Below are 22,490 nucleotides of genomic sequence, written 5' to 3'. Positions count from 1 at the left end.
GAGAGGTCCGGTCCGATAGCTTTGCTCATCTGCCGCCAGAAGAATCCGAGGCGCAGCAGTATCCTGTTCTGCGCTTGAACCTGTTTCAGGTCCCGGATGCCGCCAGGCTTTCCAGGACCGCCGGGGCCAGTTGCGAAACATTTCCAGCCCCAAGCGTCAGAATGGCATCGCCTTCCCCGGCCCTGGCGGCAGCGCATCGGACGGCTTCCTCGGGCACGGCGGCGTAGTGGGCCTGCGGATGCTTCATCTGCTCGACCAGTGCTTTTGCCGTGATGCCGGGCAGCGGCCCTTCGCTGGCGGCATAGATGTCAAGTACTTCCACAGAGTCAGCATCTTCAAATGCGGTGAGAAACTCCTGCATCAGGTCGCGGGTGCGGGTGTAGCGGTGGGGCTGGAAGATGACGTGTATTTTGCGATAGCCGCATTCCCGGGCCGCGCGCAGGGTTGCCCGGATCTCTGTGGGGTGGTGTCCGTAATCGTCGATGACGGTCACGCCGCGCTCGCATCCTTTGATCTCAAAGCGGCGGTCCACGCCGCGAAAACCGTTGAGCCCTTCGATCATGGCTTCCGGTTTGATCTCAAGCTGTGCGGCGATGGCGACGGCCGCAGTGGCATTTAAAACATTATGGTGACCGGGTACGCGAAGTTCAAATGGGCCAAAGACCTGACCGTTGGCCGCAACTTCAAAACGCCTGTCGGCCAGCCTTCGGGTCACAAAATCGGCCCGGGGGTCCGTGCCATAGGTAAAGACCCGCCGCCGCACCCGAGGCAGAATGGCGGCCAGTTGCGGATTATCCAGACAAGCGGCACAGCTTCCATAAAAGGGCACGCGGTCCATGAAGGCGACAAAGGCGTCCTCCACATCGGACATGTCCCGGTAGCAGTCCATGTGCTCGCGGTCCAGGTTGGTCACAACAGCCAGAATGGGCGAGAGCTTCAGAAAGGAGCGGTCGCTTTCGTCGGCTTCTGCTACCAGATATTGGGACTTTCCCAGCCGCGCATTCGAGCCGAGAGCATCCACGCGGCCACCGACGACCACGGTCGGGTCCAGGCCGCCAGCGGCCAGCACCGTGGCAATCATCGAGGTCGTTGTGGTCTTGCCGTGCATCCCGGCCACGGCGATGCCGTATTTCAGGCGCATCAGCTCGGCCAGCATCTCGGCGCGCTGGATGACGGGAATCTTTCGCGCGCGCGCCTCGGCCACCTCAGGATTGTTCTCCTGCACGGCTGAGCTGGTGACCACGACGCCAGATCCGATGACATTGGCGGCCGCGTGGCCCTCAAAGACGGTGGCCCCAAGCGTGGCCAGCCGTTCCGTGATGGCGGACCGCCGCAGGTCTGAACCGGAGACGGCATAACCCAAATTCAGCAGGATCTCGGCAATGCCGCTCATGCCGATTCCGCCAATACCAATAAAGTGTACTCGTTGTGCCTTTGCGAACATGCCGTAAGCCTTTTATTACCTTACAGGGCGCCGCCCGGATGAAACAAAGTCCCCGCTGCCGCAGGGTGACGCTGAGGGCCGGGTTTGCATACAATGGTCTGGTCAGCGCCGGTCCGCCAAGGAAACCTGTTCGCTGTTCTGTTTTCATGGATTTGCAGTCCCAGCAGGAAACCTTTCCGGCTGCTGGTTCGTCGCTATAAAGACCGCTTTTTTTATTGCGTGTAACGTTTTATCAGGAAAGTTACCGGAACATATGCCGTCCGCGCAAACCACGCAGCCTAGCACGGGGACTGTGCCCGCGGCCCCCCCACCGCATTCGCATCATCGTGTTCGCACTGCCATCATTTTTCTGCTGGTGGTGGGCGTTGTAGGATTCATCATCTGGCGTATTATCACCGCCAATGACAAGGCCAATCAGCAGGCCGCTGCTCAGCAGGCGGCCCTGGCCAACCGGGCCATCCCTGTACAGGTGGCGACCGTACAGCAGAAGGCCATGCCGATTTATGTCACCGCGCTGGGTACGGTCACGCCGTACTATTCAGTCACCGTGAAGCCCCGCGTTACCGGCGAACTTGTTCGTGTCAACTTCAAGGAAGGGCAGGACGTGCATCAGGGCGAAGAACTGATGACGATCGATCCGCGCCCTTATCAGGCCACGCTCGACCAGGCCAAGGGCCAACTGGTCAAGGACGAGGCGCAGCTCAAAAATGCACAGGCCGAATACAACCGCTACAAGGCCCTGTATGACCAGGGGGTCGTATCCAAGGAGACGCTGGATGCGCAGGCTGCCAACTTCGGCAATTATGAGGGTGCAATCAAGGCCGACCAGGCGGCGATTGACGCAGACGCGCTCAATGTCCAGTATTGCCACATTACATCGCCCATCACCGGGAAAATTGGTCTTCGACTGGTGGACCCGGGAAACGTGGTGACGGCCAACACCACCAATCTGATCATCATCAACCAGTTCCAGCCAATCGCCGTTTTGTTTACGCTGCCGGAAGATGAGCTGCCACGGGTCTTCACCAAGATGGCAGGGGCCAAAGCGCTCCAGGCCGAAGCCTACGACCGGTCTGACACGATCTTAATCGCCCGCGGACAATTGCTTACGGCCGACAACCAGATTGACACCACCACCGGGACCGGCAAGCTGAAGTCAGTCTTCCAGAATGAAAAAGAGCAGCTGTTTCCGAACCAGTTCGTGAATATCCATCTCATTCTTGAAAACCGACCGGATGCAATTACCGCTCCTGCTGCGGCCGTACAGCACGGCACCAACGGCGATTTTGTCTGGGTGGTCAAAGCGGACAAGACCGTGGCCATACAGCCGGTCAAGGTAGATGTGACCGAGGGGACGACTGTCATCTTTGCCAGCGGACTTAAGCCCGGCGACCAGATTGTGACCGATGGCGCAGACAAGCTGCGTGAGGGCACCAAAGTGGATCCGCGCCCGATGACCCACAACCCTCCGGCGCAGCCAAGTGAGAACGGCAACAATGGAATGATGGGGCAGTAGGCTGCCATGAGTCCTTCCCGGCCATTTATTCTCCGTCCTGTAGCAACGTCGCTGCTGATGGCCGCGATTCTGCTGGCCGGTTTTGTCGCATACCGCCAGCTTCCTGTCTCTGCGCTGCCGGAGGTGGACTACCCTACCATTCAGGTGGTCACGTTTTATCCCGGGGCCAGCCCGGATGTGATGGCTTCCTCGGTGACGGCCCCGCTGGAGCGTCAGTTTGGGCAGATGCCCGGACTGAACCAGATGACCTCGACCAGCTCACAGGGAGGCTCGGTCATCACGCTGCAATTTGCCCTCTCTGAGGACATTGATGTGGCTGAGCAGGAGGTCCAGGCAGGAATCAATGCCGCGCAGAGCTTTCTGCCCGCAGACCTGCCGAATCCTCCGGTCTACAGCAAGGTCAATCCAGCTGACCAGCCGATCCTGACCCTGGCGCTCACATCGAAAACCATGCCTTTGCCGCAGGTTGAAGACCTTGCGGACACCAACCTGGCGCAGAAGATCTCACAAGTTTCCGGCGTCGGGCTGGTCTCGATTGCAGGCGGACAAAAGCCGGCGGTGCGGATCCAGGCAAACCCGTCCCAGCTTGCCTCCTACGGGCTGAGCCTGGAGGACATTCGCACGCAGGTTGCGGCCAACAATGTGAACCAGGCCAAGGGAAGCCTGAACGGTACACGGCAGACCTACACCATTGACGCCAATGACCAGCTCCTCGATTCTGCCGCCTACGATCCTGTTGTCATTGCTTATCGCAATGGCGCTCCGGTGCGGCTGCAGGACGTGGCGACGGTAGTCAATGGCGCGGAAAATTCTCTGCGTGCTTCCTGGATGAATGAGGTCCCGGCCGTCATCGTCAACATCCAGCGCCAGCCAGGGGCCAACATCATCGGCGTTGTGGACCGCATCGAAAAAATTCTTCCGCAGCTCAAGGCGAGTCTGCCCGCCACCATTGATGTGGTCACGCTGACTGATCGCACTGTGACCATCCGTGCATCGGTGAAAGATGTGCAATTTGAGTTGATGCTGACCATCGCGCTGGTGGTCATGGTCATCTTCCTGTTTCTGCGCAACCTCTCGGCCACAATCATTCCCAGTGTCGCCGTACCGCTCTCGCTGGTTGGCACCTTCGGCGTCATGTATCTGCTGGGGTACAGCCTGAACAATCTGACGCTCATGGCGCTCACCATTTCCACCGGCTTTGTCGTGGACGACGCCATCGTCATGATTGAGAACATCAGCCGCTACCTTGAAGAGGGAGATTCTCCGCTGGAGGCGGCCCTCAAGGGTTCTGAGCAGATCGGATTCACGATTGTCTCTCTGACCGTCTCGCTCATTGCCGTGCTCATTCCCTTGCTTTTTATGGGCGATGTCGTGGGCAGGCTCTTCCGTGAATTCGCCATTACGCTGGCCGTTACCATTTTGGTTTCCGCGGTGGTTTCGCTTACGCTCACCCCGATGATGTGTGCGAAGATCCTGCGCCATAAACCCCCGGAAAAGCAGGGCTGGTTCTATCGCAAAACGGAAGAGTTCTTTGAGCGCGTCATCGCCTTTTATGGGAGCACGCTACAGACCGTCCTGCGTTTCCGCTTCACAACGCTGCTGGTGACGATTGCGACGCTGGTCTTCACTGTCCTCTTGTATATCTACGTGCCAAAGGGGTTTTTCCCGGTGGAAGACACAGGCGTCCTGCTGGGCATTTCCGAGGCTCCGCAGACGGTCTCCTTCCGTGAGATGGCGCGCCGCCAACAGGCATTGGCCCACGTCATTCTTCAGGACCCTGACGTCGAGAGCCTTTCCTCCTTTATTGGCGTGGACGGCACGAACATGACCATGAATACCGGACGGATCCAGATCAATCTGAAGCCGCTCGACCAGCGCAAAAGCCGTGCCATGGACATCATCCGCCGTCTTCAGCCGAAGCTGGCACAGGTGGAAGGCATCACGCTCTATCTGCAGGCACTCCAGGACCTGACCGTGGCTGACAGCGTGAGCCGCACCCAGTATCAGTACACACTGGAGGACGTGGACGGCCGGGAGCTGAGTACCTGGGTGCCGCGCATCGTGGCCGAGCTGCAGAAGCAGCCGCAGCTGCGCGATGTGGCCAGCGATTTGCAGGACAACGGATTGCAGACCACGCTCGACATTGACCGCGATACCGCTTCTCGTCTGGGTGTCTCTCTTCAGAACATTGACAATGTGCTTTATGATGCCTTCGGCCAGCGCCAGGTCTCAACCATGTTCACCCAGTTGAACCAGTATCACGTGGTGCTGGAAGTGCAGCCTGAGTTCCAGCGCACGGCCGACGATCTGAGCAAAATTTATGTGCCCTCTTCCACGGGAACGCAGGTGCCGCTCAGCGCGTTTGTAAAGATTTCGCAGACCCATACGCCGCTGGCCATCAACCATCTGGGACAGTTTCCCGTGGCCACCATCTCGTTCAATCTTGCTCCCGGGGCCTCGCTGGGAGATGCAGTGCAGGCCATCCACAATGTGGAACAGCGCATGGGAATGCCGGCCAGCATCAATGCCGCCTTTCAGGGGACGGCCGCTGCCTTCCAGTCCTCGCTTTCCAATGAACCTTTGCTGATTCTGGCCGCGCTGATTACCGTCTACATCGTACTGGGGGTGCTCTACGAGAGCTATATTCACCCCATCACGATCCTTTCCACCCTGCCATCGGCCGGCGTCGGCGCCATTCTTGCCCTGCTGCTCTTCAAGCTGGACCTGAATGTGATTGGCATCATTGGCATCATCCTGCTGATTGGTATTGTGAAGAAAAATGCCATCATGATGATTGATTTTGCGCTGGAGGCCGAGCGCAAGGAAGGCAAATCGCCAGAGGATTCGATCTATCAGGCATGCCTGCTGCGTTTTCGTCCCATCATGATGACGACTATGGCTGCCCTTCTCGGCGGCCTGCCGCTGGCCTTCGGCAGCGGCATGGGTGCGGAGCTGCGCCAGCCGCTGGGAATCACCATCGTCGGCGGCCTGATCTTTTCCCAGGTGCTCACCCTCTATACCACCCCGGTCGTGTACCTGTATTTCGACAGGATGAGCCAGTGGTTCACACGCCGCCGCGAGCAGAGGATGCTTGAGGAACAGGCCGTGCACGCCGATTAAGAAGAACCGCCATGCATTTGTCCGCGCCATTTATCCGACGGCCAGTAGCCACCACGCTGCTGAGCCTTGCTCTGCTGTTGGCAGGCGCGGTGGCCTATAATCTGCTGCCGGTGGCGTCCCTGCCGGAGATCGAATTTCCCACCATCTCAGTCTATGGAGGACTGCCCGGCGCCAGCCCGGAAACCGTCGCTGCTGCCATCGCCACTCCGCTGGAACGGCAGTTCGGGCGCATTGCGGGTGTGACGCAGATGACCTCTTCGAGCTCTTTGGGCGGAAGCAACGTCAACCTGCAGTTTGATCTCTCGCGCAATATTGACGGCGCGGCGCGCGACGTGCAGGCGGCCATTAATGCGGCCCGCAGCAACTTGCCGGCGAACATGCCCGAGAACCCTACCTACCGCAAGATCAATCCTTCGGATGCGCCCATCATGATCATTGCGCTGACCTCGGACGTGCTTACCAAGGGACAGATGTACGATGCGGCCGACTCGATCCTTGCGCAAAAGCTCTCGCAGATTTCCGGCGTGGGGCAGGTCTTTGTGGGCGGCAGCGCGCAGCCCGCGGTCCGCGTCGAACTGAACCCGATGCAGCTCAGCTCGTATGGCATCGGTCTGGAGGGCGTGCGTACAGCGCTGGGGCAGGTGAACATGAACCTGGCCAAGGGATATCTGAAGGCCGGTGGGCGCATGTCTACCCTTGCGGACAATGACCAGTTGATGCGGGCCAGCGAGTATGCGCCCCTGGTCATTGGCTACAATGCCACAACCGGCGCTGCCGTCAGGCTGAGTGATATCGGCCAGGTGCTGGACTCGGTTGCTGATATCCACACCTCTGGCATCGCCAATGGAAAGCCCGCCGTTCTGGTCATTATTTTTAAGGTCCCCGGAGCGAATGTGATTGATACGGTGGACCGCGTCTACGCTGCCATCCCGCAGTTGAAGGCGTCCATTTCTCCCCTCATTGATTTTCATGTTGTTCTGGACCGCACCATCACGATCCGCGCCTCTGTTTTGGATGTCGAAATATCGCTGCTGATTAGCGTGACGCTGGTGGTCATGGTGGTCTTCCTCTTTCTCAGAAATGTCTGGGCCACCGTCATTCCCAGTGTTGCCGTGCCGCTTTCGTTGGTTGGCACCTTCGGTGTGATGTATCTGCTGGGATACTCGCTGGACAATCTCTCCCTGATGGCGCTGACCATCTCCACCGGCTTTGTGGTGGACGATGCGATTGTCGTCATCGAGAACATCACGCGCTATCTGGAAATGGGCTTTTCTCCCTATGAAGCGGCGATGAAAGGCTCAAAGGAGATCGGCTTTACCGTGCTCTCCATGAGCACATCGCTGGTCGCCGTCTTCATCCCGATTCTGCTCATGGGCGGAATTGTGGGCAGACTCTTCCGTGAGTTCGCCGTGACGCTCAGTGTGGCGATCGGCATGTCGCTCATTGTTTCGCTCACCACCACACCGATGATGTGCGCCAAGTTTCTTAAGCCGCACAATCAGCAGAAGCATGGCCGGATGTACCTTCTGAGCGAGCGGTTCTTCAGCGGGATGCTGAAGATGTATGATCATGGCCTGCGCTGGGTCATCGCACACAAGCTGCCGGTGCTGCTCATCACGATTGCTACTTTCTTTCTGAATATCTATCTCTTCATCCTGGTGCCCAAGGGCTTCTTTCCGCAGCAGGACACCGGCCGCATGATGGGCATTACGCGCGCCTCTCAGGACATCTCCTTTGAGGACATGAACCGCAAGCAGTCGCAGCTTGCAGCCATCGTGCAGCAGGACCCTGGCGTACAGTCGGTTGTAGCCTTTGCCGGAGGCAGCGGCGGCGGAGCAACCACCAACGTCGGCCGCATGTTCGTGACTCTGAAGCCGCTTGCACAACGCAACCACGCGAGCGTAGACCAGATCATCAACCGCCTGCGCCCAAAGCTGGCGCACATTCCGGGTGTCACGCTGGTCCTTCAGGCGGCGCAGGACCTGAGTGTGGGTGCGCGCATGAGCGATGCGCAATACCAGTACACGCTGGAAGACCAGGACATCAAGGAGCTGAATGAATGGGCGCCCAGGCTGCTTGAAAAGATGCGCACCATGCCCGAGCTCCGCGATGCTTCAACGGACCAGCAGGACCAGGGGCTTGCCGCCAACCTGGTCATCGATCGGGATACGGCCGCGCGCCTGGGAATCTCGCCAGAATTGATTGATAACGTGCTCTACGACGCCTTTGGACAGCGGCAGGTCTCCACCATGTACACCTCGCTGAACCAGTACCACGTGGTCATGGAAGTGGCGCCGCAGTACCAGCGTGATCCTGCGGCACTCAGCAATATCTACATCAAATCCAGCAATGGAACGAGTGTACCGCTCACGGCGGTCACAAGGTTCGAGCCAGGACGCACGTCGCTGGCCGTCAACCACCAGGGACAGTTCCCGGCGGTCACTCTCAGCTTTAATCTCGCGCCCGGCGTCTCCCTGGGGCAGGCGGTTACCGCCCTGCAGAATGCCGAGGCCGACATCGGAATGCCCAGCAGTGTGCATGGCAGCTTCCAGGGCACCGCACAGGCCTTTCAGTCGTCTCTGTCCAGTGAGCCGTTTCTCATTCTTACAGCGCTGGCAACGGTTTACATCGTGCTGGGCATACTTTATGAGAGCTATATCCACCCCATCACGATTCTTTCCACGCTGCCCTCTGCCGGTGTCGGGGCCATCCTCGCGCTGCTGATTACACATACGGACCTCAGCGTGATTGCCATTATTGGCATCATCCTGCTGATTGGCATTGTGAAGAAAAATGCCATTATGATGATTGATTTCGCGCTGGCGCAGGAGCGGCAGGAAGGCAAAAGCAGTGATGAGGCCATCTACGAAGCTTGTTTGCTTCGCTTCCGCCCCATCATGATGACGACCATGGCAGCCCTTCTCGGCGGGCTTCCGCTGGCGCTGGGGCGGGGAACAGGAGCGGAACTCCGTCAGCCCCTGGGCATCACCATTGTCGGTGGCCTGATCGTCTCTCAGATGATGACGCTCTTCACCACGCCGGTGGTGTACCTCTTCTTCGATAAGCTGCAACTGCGCGTCCAGCGGTTTGGCAAGCGCTTTGAAAAGGGAGAGATTACGCGGACGCGCCCCGAAGCAGCCCCCGGAGATTGAATCTGTCTCTTATTGCGAAGCGTCTTTGTACTCTTCGTACCAGGCCATCTGGATGGCTTCGAGCTTCGCTTCGTTCGACTTTGCCGGATCATCGACGAAGCCTTCAAGCTTGGTCACGTATTGATGCAGGTCGGTAAAACGGACGGTCAGCGGGTCCAGATCAGGGTACTTCTCCTGCAACTGAATGCCGATCTCTTCAGCATCGGTCCAGTAAATTTCGCGCGCCATTATTTTTTCTCCTCGGCGAGGGCCAGCGGCTTGCCTTCAGAAACGTAGTTGCGGTTCCATTTGGGAATCTCGACGACATAATTGCCAGGTTTGGTGATGACGCACTGGCAGCCGAGACGTGAGTTGAGCTGGAGGTCAGCGGCCATGTCCAGACGGTCGAGTTCATCGTCCTCGGCTTCGCTCAGGCCATCAGCACCTTCCTTGATCCATACATGGCATGTCGTACATGCGCAGGCTCCGCCGCAGGCGTGGTCAAGAAAGATGCCATAGTTTTCTGCGACATCGAGAAACGACATCGGCTTGCCATGGTGATCATAGGGCATGGTGCCGAAGGCAAATTCGACGGTCCTGCCTTCCGGCAGAAAGGTGACGCGCACCATGTTCGGCGCAGGGGGCTTGCTCAGGTCTATTTCGTGATTTGTCTTTACTTCGCTCATATTATTCTTTCGTTATCTCCGCAGGCGCAAATGGATGCGGCGCCGTAGGGCCTTCGCCCAGCTTCTCCCCGGCCGAATCCATCGTTTCGCCTTTGATGGCGCTGGACACCGCAGCATCCATCATCAGCTCGGCAAAGCGCCGTGTTGCCTTGTCAAGCGCGTCGGTCCCGGCGCGAAGCGCCTTCAGGTCATCGCCTTGCTTCAGGACAGAGAGTTCTTCTTTGAGCAGCGCAATCTGTGCGCGCTCTTCCTCGGTCAACTGCTGCCATGCCGGATTTTCCGGGGCCTTCTCTACCGCCCGCAGAATCGTGTCGGCCTCATTGCGTGCTTCAATCAACTGTCGCTGGTAGAAGTCCTCCTCCGCATGGTCGAACGAATCGAGGATCATGGTTTCGACCTGCTCATCCGTAAGGCCATAGGTGGGCTTTACCTCAATCTCGGCCTCTTTGCCTGAACGCTGCTCGCGTGCTGAGACGTGCAGGATGCCATTGGCGTCAATCAGGAACTTCACCTCAATGCGCGGAAGTCCGGCAGACATGGGAGGAATGCCCTTCAGGTCAAACCGGGCCAGCGAGCGGCAGTCTTTTGCCAGTTCGCGTTCGCCCTGCACAACGTGGATGGCCACATTCGTCTGGCCGTCGACCCCTGTGGTAAAGTGCTCGGTGGCTGATGCGGGAATGGTCGAGTTGCGCTGGATGATCTTCGCCACGACCCCGCCAAGCGCTTCAATGCCCAGGGAAAGGGGAGTCACATCCAGCAGCAACATGTCCTCAGTTGCCTGGGACCCTCCGGCCAGAATATTGGCTTGTACCGCTGCGCCCAGGGCCACCACCTCATCGGGATTCAGGTCCGTATGGGGCCTTTTCCCGCGCGCACTGAGATGGAAGACCTCGTCCGTCAGCCGACGCACGGCGGGAATGCGCGTCGAGCCGCCGACCAGCACCACCTCATCAATCTGTTCAGGCGTGACGCCTGCGTCTCTTAACGCCTGTTTGCAGGGAGCGATGGTCTTTTCAATGACCGGACGGATGATCTCCTCAAAGGCCGGGCGGGGCAGTTCACGCTGATATTTCTCGCCGCCGGGCAGATCAATGCTGATGCGTGCCGCTTCAGAAGATGAAAGCGCAATTTTGGCCTCAATCATGGCCTTGCGAATGGCCTGGACTGCCTCAGCATGGGTGCTGAGGTCAAGACCAAGCTCGCCCTTGATGTCCTCAAGGGCAATGGCAATCAGCAGATTGTCAATATCATCGCCGCCCAGGTGCGTATCACCGTTCGTCGCGATGACCTCAAAAATGCCCTCATGCAGCTTGAGGACAGAGATGTCGAAGGTCCCACCGCCCAGATCGTAAACGGCGACCAAGCCTTCCTTGTTGCGGTCCAGTCCATAGGCAAGCGCCGCGGCCGTTGGTTCATTCACCAGTCGCAGTACTTCGAGTCCAGCCATGCGGCCTGCATCTTTTGTCGCCTGCCGCTGCGCGTCGTTAAAATAGGCTGGAACGGTGATGACGGCCTTGGTGACCGGAGCGCCAAAGTATCGCTCCGCATTTCGCTTTAGCTGACGCAGCACGTAAGCGGAGATCTCCGGCGGGGTAAATTCCTCATCGCCCAAGCGGATGCGCAGGACCTCTCCGGGCTGTAAGTCGGCCGACAGCCGAAAAGGGAAGAGCTTCACTTCGTCCTGTACGTCCTCGATGCCGCGCCCCATCAGCCGCTTGGCGGAATAGATGACGCGCTCCGGGGTACGCAGAAGATGCTCCCGAGCGGCATTGCCCACAACAAACCTGCGCTGGCCGCCAGTCGTGTCCAGAGCAACCACCGATGGCACCAGGTTTGACCCGTCCTCACCGGGGATGACCACGGGCTGCTCCCCTTGCATAAAGGCAACCAGGGAGTTGGTCGTGCCAAGATCAATGCCGACAATGCGCTCTTTGTTTTCGCTCATGCCGACACCTCAGGCTTCTGCGCCTCGACAAACTGCGCTACTCCCTTGCCGAAGGACCAGTCCTCTGGTCCATTTTCTGAAAGCACAATCATCACATCATCCGGAGCGATGCCTGCACGTTCCTCGGCCAGTCGCGCAATCTCGCGATACAGCTTCTGCTTCATCTCCACTGTCCGGCCACGCCGCAGAGTGATGTGCACAAGTGTGAAGTTCGCAGTGCGCTGCATTCCCATGAATTTTGGGTCGGCCACCAGTTCACCTTTACCGTGCGCGTGCAGCGCAACAAACAGATCACTCTCTGGAATGTTGATGGAGGCGCGCATCGCATCATAAACAACCTTCGGCAGCTCCTGGCGCTTCTCGATCGGCATCTTGTCTGTAACAGAAATACGTACAAATGGCATGAAAATCCTTTAGCTGGACTGTGAAAAATCTGTGCTGTCATCACTGGCGGCAGCGAACGCAGCGGGAGCGTGAAAGAACTCTCCTTCCCGCGGGCCCCATCGGTACTGGTCCCGATGGAGATGGAACCAGCCTCAGGTCCCCAGTGTTTCATTCACATCGCGCACCAGATTGCGCACATAGCGGCGACGGTCCAGGAGCGACGCCATTCTGTTTTTTGCCTCCGTCTGTGCGGGCCTGTCCTGCGCATCCAGCGCGGCGTCCCATTCTGACCATAACGTGCGCAACTGCCTGTCCGCGTCCGCAAGCTGCCCCTCAAACAGGGTTCTGGCCCTTTCCAGATCTCCCCTGAGCTGGGGATCGTCTTCGCCCATCTTCTGGTTCATGCGCATTTCTTCCAGCTGCAGATTCAGTTCAAAGACCTCTTCCAGCAGATCAGGCGGTATGCGCGGCTCCTTCTTTGCTTCGCTTTCCCGGGCCCGCTCCTGTTGCATCTCCACGCCCTCCAGACGCAGCAGATACTCGGTGCGCGTGACAGGGTCTTTGAGTGTGCGATAGGCGTCATTGAGCAGCGATGTTTGCTCCAGGCTCCATTGCTGCTCCTGTGCGCTGGCCTGTGCATAGACGTCAGGATGCAGTTTCCGACTAAGCTTATAAAATGCGCGCTCCAGCGCCGATGGGTCCAGGCCCAGCTTCCACGGTAATCCAAAAACATCAAAATACGTCAGACCCGGGTCCGGGGGCTGCACCTTACCACAGGCATCGCAGAAGGGCAGGCCGGCGGCCCGCTCTGAGCCGCACGACCAGCACGCCGTCTTCACGGATTGTTGCTCGGCAGTTTGCATGGAAAGTGTATGCCGTCCGCCTGGACGGCCGATCTTACGCTGAAAATGAAGAGCCGCATCCGCAGGACCGGCTTGAATTCGGATTCATGAACTGAAAGCCCTGCCGCAGCAGCGTTTCTTCGTAGTCAAGAGTCATGCCGCTCAGATAGAGGAAAGACTTCGGGTCCACAAAAACGCGCACATCCTCAAATTGAAAGATGCGGTCCCGCTCGCGTGGCTGGGTGTCGAAACGCAAGCTGTAGGACAACCCGGAGCACCCGCCACCCTGGATGCCCAGGCGCACTCCGCCTTCCGCCGGTGAGATGCCTTCCTTGGCCATCGCCATACGGATACGCTTCAGCGCGCGTTCGGTCACCTGGATGCCCTTTTGCGCGGGCGTATCGAGCACATGAAGTTGGGTACTCATTTTCTGTCTTCCAGTCACACGGTCGCAGTGGCCGGCTTGTCCGCTTCCGCCACGCCGTTCTTCTTTTTCCAGTCGCTGATGGCTGCGCGGATGGCGTCCTCAGCCAGCACGGAACAGTGGATCTTCACCGGAGGCAGCGCCAGCTCCTTCACAATGTCAGTGTTCTTGATTTCCAGGGCCTCGGAAACGGTCTTGCCCTTCACCCATTCTGTTGCCAGGGAAGAAGAGGCGATGGCCGATCCGCAGCCAAAGGTCTTGAACTTGGCCTCTTCAATCACCTGCGTCTCAGGATTGACTTTAATCTGTAGGCGCATCACATCGCCGCACTCCGGCGCACCCACCAGTCCCGTGCCCACATCCGGGCTGGATTTATCAAGCTGCCCGACGTTGCGGGGATTGTTGTAATGGTCAATCACCTTGTCGCTATATGCCATCTTGGATGGTCCTCCTATGAACCGTGAAACTGTTGTCGTGCCCAATGAAGGCGAGCAGCGCTGAAGTGGAAAGGTTTCAACCCCCTTCTCACCGCAGCCCACCAATTCTCAATGCGCCTGCCACTCAATCTTGGTCAGGTCAATGCCTTCCTTCACCATCTCGTACAGCGGGGAAAGCTCGCGCAGCTTCTGGACGACATCAATCACCTTATCAGCCACGTAGTCCACTTCAGCCTCGGTATTAAACCGGCCCAGGCCGAAACGGATGGAGCTGTGCGCCACGTCGTCCCCCAGCCCGAGCGCCTTCAGCACATACGATGGTTCCAGTGTGGCCGAGGTACAGGCCGAACCGCTGGAGACAGCGACGTCATTGATCCCCATCAGCAGCGACTCGCCTTCTACGTAAACAAAGCTCATGTTTAGATTGCCGGGAAGACGGTGCTCCATCGAGCCGTTGACGTGAATGTAGTCGAGCTTTGATTCGAGCTTCGCCTTCAGCTTGTCACGCAGGGCACGCAGGCGCTGCGCTTCGCTTTCCATCTCTGCTTGTGCAATCTCGCAGGCCTTGCCCAGACCCACAATGCCGGGCACATTCAGTGTTCCGGAGCGCATTCCGCGCTCATGCCCGCCGCCGTTGATCTGTTCAGAAATCTGTACACGCGGGTTGCGCCGCCGCACATACAGTGCGCCGACGCCCTTTGGCCCGTAAATCTTATGTCCGGAAAGCGAGAGCACATCAATGTTCATCGCATTCACATCCACCGGGACCTTGCCCACCGCCTGTACCGCGTCGGTGTGGAAGAGGACGCCTTTCTCGCGGCAGATTTTGCCGATTTCAGCTACCGGCTGGATGACCCCAATTTCGTTGTTCGCAAACATGATGGTTACCAGGATGGTCTTGTCGTCGATTGCCCGCTTCAGGTCTTCAAGATCAATCAGCCCATCGGCCTTGACCGGCAGATAGGTCACGCGGAAGCCGGCCTTTTCCATGCGCTTGCAGGTGTCCAGAACGGCCTTGTGCTCGGTCACTTGCGTAATGATGTGGTTGCCGCGCTCGCGGTACATCTCGCCGATGCCCTTGATGGCCAGGTTGTTGGACTCCGTTGCCCCTGAGGTAAAGATGATCTCCTTTGCCGTTGCACCAATGAGCTTTGCGATCTGCGTCCGGGCCTCTTCCACCGCTGCTTCGGCCTCCCATCCAAAGGAATGGTTGCGGCTGGCCGCATTGCCGAATTTGCCCGTGAAATAAGGCATCATGGCATCCAGCACGCGCGGGTCCAGCGGTGTCGTTGCATGGTTGTCCATGTAAATCGGCAGCTTGACTCCTGCCGGGACAGAAAGATTGTTCTCTACTGCGGTGCTCATTGGCTCTCGTTCTCCTCAAAATGCCTGCAAGATCTTTTCTCCGGTGGCAGAGCGGATGGTCACCAGTCTGCGCGCCATCGGCGTGCGGCCTTCTTCCACCAGATCGGAAATATGGATGTTCTTCAGCACGCTGGAAATGGTCTCGTTCACGCGCGCCAGTGGTTCTTTGATGGTGCAGCTGTTGGTCAGGTCGCAGTTTCCCTCATGCGTAAAGCACGAGGTGATAAACAGCGGCCCGTCGATGGCGAAAATGACCTCAAAGGCCGAAATCCGCCTCGGGTCCTTGGCCAGCGCATAGCCGCCATTCATGCCGGCATGGGACTTTACCAGACCTACCTTTGCCAGCTTCTGCAGAATCTTCGCCAGCAACTGGTGCGGAATGTGATATGCCTCGGCAATGTCTTTTGCGCTCAGCGCATTGGCATCCTGGTGCTCGGCCAGATACTTGAGCGCCATCAATGCATAGTCCGCCTTTTTGGTAAGCCTCAGCATGAAAAGCTAGAAAAATACGGGTTTTGACCGTTTCTTCTGATGCAAGTATACGACCGCCAGAGTCCGGATTCAAGCGGTTCGCAAATAATAATAATTATCTTCTAATAGAAATTGACTCTTCCATCCTTCCTCCGGGTGGCGCGTCACTCCCGCTGCCGCAAGTCCTCTGAGGCCCGGGGTGAAGAAGATTTCCGCATCCAGGGAGGAAGGGATTCCTGTTTGACAACAGAGCGTATCCGGATAAAATTTTGCCGATATCACCTGTTTACGCCCAATACCCCATGACGATCTGCAAACACCCCAAAGTACGCGTCGTTGCGCGCGAAGAGGATGTGGAATACGTTGAGTGCCAGGACTGCGGCGAGGTCTTCGACTCAGCGGAATTTCAGGACATGGCCATCGAGGAACAGGTGGCCGAAGACGAAGAAGAGTAAAACAGCAAAGGCACTGCGTGCGGAAACCTTAAGCCCGTCGTTCTGCCTCCATAGGGGCAGAAGCACCCAGTCTTCGGCCTACCCGCCAGGCGTAGTGGAAGCCGGAAACGACGGTCAGCACGATGGTGGCCTGCAACGACCAGTGCTTGACAAGCATCACCCACTCCGGGGCATAGAAGCAGCTCAGCAACACTGAGACCAGGGCCACAATCTGCGCCAGTGTGTTGGCCTTGCCAAACAGGCTGGGACGAAAATTCCGCATCCCCATACCGGCATAGAGGATGGCCGCGATCACCAGGATTCCCAGGTCGCGCGCAAAGACCAGCACCGTTACTTTGCGCGAGATGGCCCCTTCATGGTGCAGCACCAGAAACAGCGTGCTCAGCAACAGCTTGTCGGCCACCGGGTCCAGATATTGCCCGAGTACCGTGCGCTGGTGCAGCACGCGCGCCAGCAGGCCGTCCAGGCCGTCGGTGATCCCGGCTACCAGAAACAGAGCAAAGGCCGTGCGGTAATAACCATCCAGAATGGCCAGGACCAGAAAAGGAATGATGCAAAGGCGCAGAAAGGTCAACTGGTTCGGGGTGGCACGGAATGCATTCATTCTTGCTTTAAAAAATAGTGAATCTGAAGCTTTGATGTTACAGGAAATCGAACTCCTGTTGCTGCCCAGCAGTAGAGACTGACAACTGTCCCTGCTGCGCTGTACTCTGTCGGTGTCATGAGACACACAGCCGGACTCTTCTTTCTTGCCTGCTCAATCGTTTCAGCCCAGACCGCGCCGTCGCGCCCGCCGCTTACCGGGATCTCCCATATCGCGGTGTATGCCAGCGACCTCTCTGCAGCCGAACACTACTATGGAGATCTCGTAGGCGGCCAGAAGGGGGCCGACCCGGAAGATCCGCAGGGCGTACGGTATTACGTCAACAGCACACAGTTTGTCGAGGTACTGCCGCTGCGGGACAAAAGCTCGCCTAACCGGCTGGACCATCTGGCGTATCAGACAGCAGACGCGGAAAAACTCCGGCTTTACCTGAAAGCCAAGGGGGTCCAGGTACCCGCCAAAGTCGAACGGGCCAGCGACGGCAGCCGCTGGTTCAATACAAAGGACCCGGAAGGGAACACGGTGCAGTTTGTGCAGCCGCCCACTCATCCGCGCGCTGTGATGGCGCCGGCCCTTGCCGGACATCACATCATCCACGTAGGGATGCTGGTGCACAGTCGGGAAAAGGAAGACACCTTCTATCGCGCCATCCTCGACTTCCGCCCCTACTGGTATGGCGGCATGCAGCCAGGAAAGACGGACTGGGTCTCGCAGCAGACGCCGGAGGGCCATGACTGGCTGGAATATATGCTCACCAGCGGGCCCTCGGGCGGAGGGATCCAGGACGTTTCCCAGCGCCAGCTCGGAGTGCTGAACCATTTTTCCATCGGCGTCATCAGCATGGCGAAAACCTATGCCATGCTGAAGGCAGAAAACCGGCTTGTGCCTCCGGACACCAGGACCCAGATTGGGCGTGATGGCAAATGGCAGCTCAATGTGTACGATCCTGACGGAACACGTCTGGAATACATGGAGTTTTCCAATGTGCAGCCGCCCTGCTGCTCACCGTTTACCGCACCCAATCCATCGCCGCAGCCGTGATTCAAATGCGCTGAAAGGCCTTCTGGATGTCTTTCCAGGAGTAACGCAGGACGATGGGCCTGCCATGAGGACAATTGGTGGGGTGGGCGGTCTTTGCCAGCTCCGCAAGCAGCCACTCCATCCGCTGCGGATCGAGCGGCATGTTCACTTTGATGGCTGAGTGGCAGGCAATCGAAGCAGCGATGCGGGTGCGCAGCGTCTCCAGGTTCTGGGCCTGCGGTCCCTGGCCGGTCTGCTCCAGAATTTCCATCAGCGTGCGCTCCAGTTCCTGACCGCTCAGCCCGACTGGTGCGGCCTTAATGGCGATGGTACGCGGCCCGAAAGGCTCGGCCTCAAAGCCATTGCGCGCCAGCTCATCCGCAATCTGCGCAAACAGGACCATCTGATGCGGCTGCATCTCCACCAGCAGGGGCATGAGCAATTGCTGACGCTGTACCCGCTCCACCTCCCGCTCGCGTAGGACCTTCTCAAACAGGATGCGCTCATGCGCTACATGCTGGTCCACGATCCAGAGCCCCTCATCGTTCACTGCCAGGATGAAGGACTCGCGCAGTTGGCCCAGCGGCTTTAGCGAGGCCAGAGAGTTCAGGCTGGGGGCGTCCTCCTCGGTTTGGCCCTCCTGTTGCGCAATTTCGATTGCCGGCTGGCTGCAGCGATCCGGTACCGCTGAGGGAAGACCCTGCTCGGCAAAGGGCAGGTGCACCTCCTGCGGCGGCGGTTGGGGAGGTGTCAGCGTGAAGGCCGTCGTATCTTCGGCCTGCGGAGGCGGATCAGACTGCGCAGGCAGCGGGGAAACGCTGGGCATCAGCGAAGGCGTCGCATGGGGATGGCTGTTGAGGGCCGCCAGAAAGCCGGCTGCAGGCCGTGAGTGGACCAGAGTGTTGCGGATGGCATCGCGAACAAAATCATGCACCAGGGTCTGCTGGCGAAAGCGGACCTCTGTTTTGGCCGGATGTACATTCACGTCCACTTCGTGGGGCGGCATCTCAAGAAAAAGCAGCACCACCGGGAAAGAGGCCGGAGGAATGACGTTGCGGTAGGCCTCACTGACGGCGTGCAGAATCAGCCGGTCGCGGATAAGCCTGCGGTTCACAAACACATAGATGGAATTGCGGTTCAGCTTTTGCAGCTCCGGCTTGGAGACAAAGCCGCGGATGCGCAGAAAGCCCGGATCCGGGGGCTGGTACTCCTCGTCCCGCTTCCAGGGAGGCGGTTCCGGCACGCCGGCGCGGTCAAAGGGCCTTTCCGCAGCCAAAGGAAGAAGCTGGTCCAGGGTATCTTTGCCGAAAATCTGGAAGATGCGTTCTGCCGGCTGGTGGACGGGCGGTGCCAGGAGCAAGGCATGGGTGGCTGCATGAAGCTCAAAGTGCTTGTCCGGGTGCGCCAGCGCATAATGCGTGACAAGTGCCGTGATATGAGAGAGTTCTGTCGTTTCAGACTTGAGAAATTTACGCCGCGCCGGAGTATTGAAGAACAGGTCGCGGATGATGAAAAGTGTTCCACGTGGAACACTTGCCTCCTCCACCCGGAGGACCTTGCCCCCGGCGATCTCCACCCGGGTGCCTGCGTCCTCGCCTTCTGCCCGCGTTTCCATAACAACACGGCTGATGGAAGCAATTGAGGGCAGCGCTTCGCCGCGAAACCCTAATGTGGCTATCGAGAGCAGGTCATCGCTGGAGCGGATTTTGGAAGTCGCATGGCGCTCAAAGGCCAGCAGAGCATCGTCGCGGCCCATTCCGTGGCCATTGTCAGAGATGCGGATGAGCCTGCGTCCGCCGGCCTCCACCTCTACGCGGATGCGCGTGGCCCCCGCATCCAGCGCGTTTTCCAGCAGCTCTTTTACGACCGACGCAGGACGGTCCACGACTTCGCCCGCGGCGATTTGATTGGCCACCTGGTCAGTGAGAATGCGGATTCGGCCCATTTCCTTCCACCTTAGCAGGTCAGCAGTGAAGAAAAGTCCGGTGCTTGTGTGCAAAAGAACACAGGCGGCCAAGCGGCCGCCTGTGGCCCGCCCATACGGCCGGGCAGGAGCGGAGGGGTCCTGCTACCGGCCTTTTTTGGCCTTGCTCTTTGCCTTGGCAGGTGTTTTTGCGGTTGTCTTTTTTGCGGTTGTCTTTTTGACCGCAGGCATACTCTTTTTGACGGATTCTGTAATTCTGTCTCCCAGCACGTGCAACCGGAGGAAGTTGGTTGAGCCGGACTTGGTCCGTGTGCCGGCGACGATACCCACAATGTCCTGGGGATGGGCGTAGCCGTTTTTTTCGAGAAGCTCCTCGGCCATGTCGACCATCTGCTCGGTGGTGTGTGCTTTAGAGCACTGGACCGGCTGCACGCCCCACAGTAGGTTCATCCGGTTGATGACGGGTCCGATGCTGGAGAGGGCATAGATCGGGGCCTTGGGGCGGTATTTGGAAAGCTGCCGGGCCGTGGTGCCGGTTTCCGTAAATACGGCGATGCCGGCAATGTCCAGGTCCTCAGCCGCGTGCGCCATCGACTCGCAGATGGTTTCTGCGATGGAAAGCCGGGTATGGCTGGGGCGCAGCGCCGGGGTGGCCGGCACCAGCGTCTGAGATTCGGTTTCAGCCACGATCTTGGCCATCATTTTCACGGCCTCGACCGGATATTTGCCGGCCGCGCTCTCAGCTGAGAGCATCACCGCGTCTGTGCCGTCGTAGACGGCATTGGCCACGTCGCTGGCTTCGGCCCGGGTGGGGCGCGGATTTTCAATCATGGATTCCAGCATCTGCGTGGCGGTAATGACTGGCTTGCGATGTTCTCCCGCGCAGCGGATGACATATTTCTGGATGGCCGGGACCTTTTCCGGGGGGACTTCCACCCCCAGGTCGCCACGTGCCACCATGACGCCGTCAGAGACCTCAAGAATGCTCTCCAGATTGTCGATCGCCTGCGGTTTTTCCAGCTTGGCGATGACCCATGTATCGGTGCCAAGCGCGGCAATCCGGTACTTGACCAGCCGGATGTCTTCCGCCGTCCGTACAAAGGAGACAGCAATGGCGTCCACGCCATTCTTGACTGCAAACTCCAGGTCGCGTTCATCTTTCTCCGTCAGCGAGGGGACGCGCACCGGAATGCCGGGAAGATTGATGCCTTTATTTTCGCCCAGCATTCCGCCGTTGATGACCTCACATTCCACGTCTTCGCCCGGAACATCCAGTACGCGCAGCTCAATCAGGCCATCGGAGAGCAGGATGCGGGCGCCGGGTTCAAGATTTTCTGCCAGTGTGGGAAAGGTGGTGCTGATGAGGGTTGCGGTACCGGGGACATCGCGTGGCGTGATGGTGAGCTTCTGTCCTGCCTTCAACTGTACGGGAATGCGGTTTTTCAGGCGCCCTGTGCGGATCTTCGGTCCCTGCAGGTCGCCCAGAATACAGATGGGCTTGTTTTCCTCGCGCGACACCTTGCGCACCATCTCAATGAGCTTAAGCTTTTCCGGGTGGGTCCCATGAGAAAAGTTCAGGCGGGCAACATCGAGTCCTGCGCGGACCAGTTCGCGGAAAGTTGATTCATGGTTTGATGCCGGACCCAGTGTCCCGACAATCTTTGCGCGGCGCAAAACGGAAGGGCCGGCAGATGTAACGTTCATCCATCCCCCAAACAATGGTTACGACTCAAGAAATGAGTTGTAGCGTGAAATCATCTTTATTCTAACCTGCCGCATGGCGCATTCACGGGGTCAGACCATCGTTTGCTTCGCTTTTGTCATGGAACTTTCAAACTCTTCATGCGGGCCGCAGACAGGAAAGACTTGCGCATTAAATTCAGCGCCGACCAGAATGCTCATGGAAACCATATACAACCAGACCAGTGTGGCCACAGCGGCGCTTAAGGAGCCATAGACAACGGAGTAGTCAGCAAAGCGCGTGACGTAAAGGCCGTAGAGCAGCGTGGTAAGAAACCAGGTGACCGTGGCCAGCAGTGCCCCGGGCACAACGCGTCGCCAGTCCTGTGTGCGGGGCGTGCCAAAGTGATAGATGACTGCCAGCACCGCCACGCTGGTCAGCATGGCAATTCCCCAGCGCACCAGCCGCCACAGGAAAAGAACGTAGGTCTGGAAGTCATGATCGGCATTGTCAATCATCCAGCGCTCAATCTGGTGGCCAAAGACGATGAGCATGGTGGCAAAGAGCATGGGCAGCAAAGTGATGGGAATCAGTCCGAAGGCCACAGCTCGCTCACGCCAGAAATTCCAGGTGCCACGCGGGAGCCGGTAGGCGCGCCGGAAGCCCTCCATGAGGGAAAGCATAAAACCGGAGGCGGCAAAGATGGTCACCAGGGTCGCCGACCATACCAGCCGGACGGAACGCGCATGGTTGATCTGAAAATAAGCCTGGACCAGGTCCATGGTGTCCGGCGGCAGAATGTCATAAAAGGCCGAGCGGATGTCATTCAGCGTATCGCTCTCCGGCCCCATGGCCAGTACGGTGGTGCCTACTAGTACGGCTGGAAATAGGCTCAGAATGGCGGAGTATGCGGCCGCCTTGGCAATTCCAAAGGCGCCGTGATTGAATGCGCTCCATGCCGCCCTTCGGAGAGATGTCCACAGCCGCCGCAACATACGTGTCGAGGGTATACCAAGTCGCCAATAGGGGAAAGAGGCGATA

At 58.5% G+C, this 22,490-nt stretch carries 19 protein-coding genes; 5 read left to right on the top strand and 14 right to left on the bottom strand.

The window, feature by feature from the left end; all coding sequences use genetic code 11:
* Positions 1-85: 85 nt before the first annotated feature.
* A complete protein-coding gene (murC, locus tag N655_RS0104440; protein ID WP_026442024.1) occupies positions 86-1,444 on the bottom strand; it encodes a UDP-N-acetylmuramate--L-alanine ligase in 1,359 nt (452 codons plus the stop codon).
* A gap of 253 nt (positions 1,445-1,697) precedes the next feature.
* On the opposite strand from murC, the gene N655_RS17255 reads away from it, so the two are divergent.
* Genes N655_RS17255 through N655_RS0104425 form a run of 3 tightly spaced genes read left to right on the top strand, consistent with a single transcriptional unit; the run spans position 1,698 to position 9,232 of the window.
* Entirely contained in the window at positions 1,698-2,960 is a 1,263-nt protein-coding gene (locus tag N655_RS17255) for an efflux RND transporter periplasmic adaptor subunit (RefSeq protein ID WP_049961245.1), read from the top strand.
* A 6-nt stretch (positions 2,961-2,966) separates the two neighbouring features.
* Positions 2,967-6,080 (top strand): MdtB/MuxB family multidrug efflux RND transporter permease subunit, encoded by a 3,114-nt coding sequence (locus tag N655_RS17250; protein ID WP_044933958.1) that lies wholly within the window; start codon positions 2,967-2,969, stop codon positions 6,078-6,080.
* Positions 6,081-6,091: 11 nt separating this feature from the next.
* Positions 6,092-9,232: a multidrug efflux RND transporter permease subunit gene (locus N655_RS0104425; protein ID WP_026442023.1), complete on the top strand. Its 3,141-nt coding sequence runs from the start codon at positions 6,092-6,094 to the stop codon at positions 9,230-9,232.
* 9 nt (positions 9,233-9,241) lie between these two features.
* Here N655_RS0104425 and iscX read toward each other — a convergent pair whose 3' ends face one another.
* From iscX to N655_RS0104380, 9 genes are all read right to left on the bottom strand, one after another.
* Positions 9,242-9,460 carry a Fe-S cluster assembly protein IscX gene (gene iscX, locus N655_RS0104420; RefSeq protein ID WP_026442022.1) on the bottom strand — a complete coding sequence of 73 codons (219 nt, stop codon included), beginning with the start codon at positions 9,458-9,460 and terminating at the stop codon, positions 9,242-9,244.
* The gene (locus N655_RS0104415; protein ID WP_026442021.1) at positions 9,460-9,897 is read right to left on the bottom strand and encodes a 2Fe-2S iron-sulfur cluster-binding protein; all 438 of its coding nucleotides are present in this window, start codon (positions 9,895-9,897) and stop codon (positions 9,460-9,462) included. Before N655_RS0104415 ends, iscX begins: the two co-directional genes overlap by 1 nt.
* 1 nt (position 9,898) lies before the next feature.
* A complete protein-coding gene (hscA, locus tag N655_RS0104410) occupies positions 9,899-11,842 on the bottom strand; it encodes a Fe-S protein assembly chaperone HscA (RefSeq protein WP_026442020.1) in 1,944 nt (647 codons plus the stop codon).
* Positions 11,839-12,246 carry a tautomerase family protein gene (locus N655_RS0104405; protein ID WP_026442019.1) on the bottom strand — a complete coding sequence of 136 codons (408 nt, stop codon included), beginning with the start codon at positions 12,244-12,246 and terminating at the stop codon, positions 11,839-11,841. The genes hscA and N655_RS0104405 overlap by 4 nt, the downstream gene beginning before the upstream one ends.
* Positions 12,247-12,378: 132 nt before the next feature.
* Positions 12,379-13,089, bottom strand: a complete 711-nt coding sequence (gene hscB / locus N655_RS0104400) for a Fe-S protein assembly co-chaperone HscB (RefSeq protein ID WP_081823560.1) — start codon at positions 13,087-13,089, stop codon at positions 12,379-12,381.
* 34 nt (positions 13,090-13,123) lie between these two features.
* A complete protein-coding gene (locus N655_RS0104395; protein ID WP_026442017.1) occupies positions 13,124-13,495 on the bottom strand; it encodes a HesB/IscA family protein in 372 nt (123 codons plus the stop codon).
* A 14-nt stretch (positions 13,496-13,509) separates the two neighbouring features.
* Positions 13,510-13,929: a Fe-S cluster assembly scaffold IscU gene (iscU, locus tag N655_RS0104390; protein WP_026442016.1), complete on the bottom strand. Its 420-nt coding sequence runs from the start codon at positions 13,927-13,929 to the stop codon at positions 13,510-13,512.
* Positions 13,930-14,037: 108 nt separating this feature from the next.
* Complete coding sequence (locus N655_RS0104385; protein ID WP_026442015.1) at positions 14,038-15,294, bottom strand: IscS subfamily cysteine desulfurase; 1,257 nt, start codon at positions 15,292-15,294, stop codon at positions 14,038-14,040.
* Between the two features lie 15 nt (positions 15,295-15,309).
* Complete coding sequence (locus N655_RS0104380; protein WP_026442014.1) at positions 15,310-15,786, bottom strand: RrF2 family transcriptional regulator; 477 nt, start codon at positions 15,784-15,786, stop codon at positions 15,310-15,312.
* A 281-nt stretch (positions 15,787-16,067) separates the two neighbouring features.
* Between N655_RS0104380 and N655_RS20735 the strand changes: the two genes are divergently transcribed.
* Entirely contained in the window at positions 16,068-16,220 is a 153-nt protein-coding gene (locus N655_RS20735; protein WP_202900313.1) for a hypothetical protein, read from the top strand.
* A 28-nt stretch (positions 16,221-16,248) separates the two neighbouring features.
* Here N655_RS20735 and N655_RS0104370 read toward each other — a convergent pair whose 3' ends face one another.
* Entirely contained in the window at positions 16,249-16,824 is a 576-nt protein-coding gene (locus tag N655_RS0104370) for a CDP-alcohol phosphatidyltransferase family protein (RefSeq protein ID WP_026442013.1), read from the bottom strand.
* 117 nt (positions 16,825-16,941) lie between these two features.
* On the opposite strand from N655_RS0104370, the gene N655_RS0104365 reads away from it, so the two are divergent.
* Positions 16,942-17,865 carry a VOC family protein gene (locus tag N655_RS0104365; protein WP_026442012.1) on the top strand — a complete coding sequence of 308 codons (924 nt, stop codon included), beginning with the start codon at positions 16,942-16,944 and terminating at the stop codon, positions 17,863-17,865.
* A gap of 1 nt (position 17,866) precedes the next feature.
* Here the strand turns inward: N655_RS0104365 and mutL are convergent, their stop codons facing one another.
* The 3 genes from mutL to N655_RS17245 form a co-directional block, all read right to left on the bottom strand.
* A complete protein-coding gene (gene mutL / locus N655_RS0104360) occupies positions 17,867-19,789 on the bottom strand; it encodes a DNA mismatch repair endonuclease MutL (RefSeq protein WP_026442011.1) in 1,923 nt (640 codons plus the stop codon).
* A 123-nt stretch (positions 19,790-19,912) separates the two neighbouring features.
* Entirely contained in the window at positions 19,913-21,472 is a 1,560-nt protein-coding gene (gene pyk / locus N655_RS0104355; protein ID WP_026442010.1) for a pyruvate kinase, read from the bottom strand.
* 90 nt (positions 21,473-21,562) lie between these two features.
* Positions 21,563-22,444, bottom strand: a complete 882-nt coding sequence (locus tag N655_RS17245) for a YihY/virulence factor BrkB family protein (protein ID WP_049961244.1) — start codon at positions 22,442-22,444, stop codon at positions 21,563-21,565.
* Positions 22,445-22,490 lie beyond the last annotated feature (46 nt).

Source organism: Pseudacidobacterium ailaaui, from assembly GCF_000688455.1.
GTDB classification, from domain to species: Bacteria; Acidobacteriota; Terriglobia; order Terriglobales; family Acidobacteriaceae; genus Pseudacidobacterium; species Pseudacidobacterium ailaaui.
Note: the sequence above shows the minus strand (reverse complement) of the source record. Positions and strands in the feature narration are given on the sequence as shown.

Bases quoted from the DNA above. Each gene is read 5' to 3' on its own strand.
- N655_RS0104385 (WP_026442015.1), bottom strand. From the start codon at position 15,294: ATGAGCACCGCAGTAGAGAACAATCTTTCTGTCCCGGCAGGAGTCAAG.
- N655_RS0104425 (WP_026442023.1), top strand. From the start codon at position 6,092: ATGCATTTGTCCGCGCCATTTATCCGACGGCCAGTAGCCACCACGCTG.
- mutL (WP_026442011.1), bottom strand. From the start codon at position 19,789: ATGGGCCGAATCCGCATTCTCACTGACCAGGTGGCCAATCAAATCGCC.
- N655_RS0104365 (WP_026442012.1), top strand. From the start codon at position 16,942: ATGAGACACACAGCCGGACTCTTCTTTCTTGCCTGCTCAATCGTTTCA.
- murC (WP_026442024.1), bottom strand. From the start codon at position 1,444: ATGTTCGCAAAGGCACAACGAGTACACTTTATTGGTATTGGCGGAATC.
- iscU (WP_026442016.1), bottom strand. From the start codon at position 13,929: ATGGCATATAGCGACAAGGTGATTGACCATTACAACAATCCCCGCAAC.
- N655_RS17255 (WP_049961245.1), top strand. From the start codon at position 1,698: ATGCCGTCCGCGCAAACCACGCAGCCTAGCACGGGGACTGTGCCCGCG.
- N655_RS0104415 (WP_026442021.1), bottom strand. From the start codon at position 9,897: ATGAGCGAAGTAAAGACAAATCACGAAATAGACCTGAGCAAGCCCCCT.
- N655_RS0104395 (WP_026442017.1), bottom strand. From the start codon at position 13,495: ATGAGTACCCAACTTCATGTGCTCGATACGCCCGCGCAAAAGGGCATC.
- N655_RS0104380 (WP_026442014.1), bottom strand. From the start codon at position 15,786: ATGCTGAGGCTTACCAAAAAGGCGGACTATGCATTGATGGCGCTCAAG.
- pyk (WP_026442010.1), bottom strand. From the start codon at position 21,472: ATGAACGTTACATCTGCCGGCCCTTCCGTTTTGCGCCGCGCAAAGATT.
- hscA (WP_026442020.1), bottom strand. From the start codon at position 11,842: ATGAGCGAAAACAAAGAGCGCATTGTCGGCATTGATCTTGGCACGACC.
- hscB (WP_081823560.1), bottom strand. From the start codon at position 13,089: ATGCAAACTGCCGAGCAACAATCCGTGAAGACGGCGTGCTGGTCGTGC.
- N655_RS0104370 (WP_026442013.1), bottom strand. From the start codon at position 16,824: ATGAATGCATTCCGTGCCACCCCGAACCAGTTGACCTTTCTGCGCCTT.
- N655_RS0104405 (WP_026442019.1), bottom strand. From the start codon at position 12,246: ATGCCATTTGTACGTATTTCTGTTACAGACAAGATGCCGATCGAGAAG.
- N655_RS20735 (WP_202900313.1), top strand. From the start codon at position 16,068: ATGACGATCTGCAAACACCCCAAAGTACGCGTCGTTGCGCGCGAAGAG.
- iscX (WP_026442022.1), bottom strand. From the start codon at position 9,460: ATGGCGCGCGAAATTTACTGGACCGATGCTGAAGAGATCGGCATTCAG.
- N655_RS17250 (WP_044933958.1), top strand. From the start codon at position 2,967: ATGAGTCCTTCCCGGCCATTTATTCTCCGTCCTGTAGCAACGTCGCTG.
- N655_RS17245 (WP_049961244.1), bottom strand. From the start codon at position 22,444: ATGTTGCGGCGGCTGTGGACATCTCTCCGAAGGGCGGCATGGAGCGCA.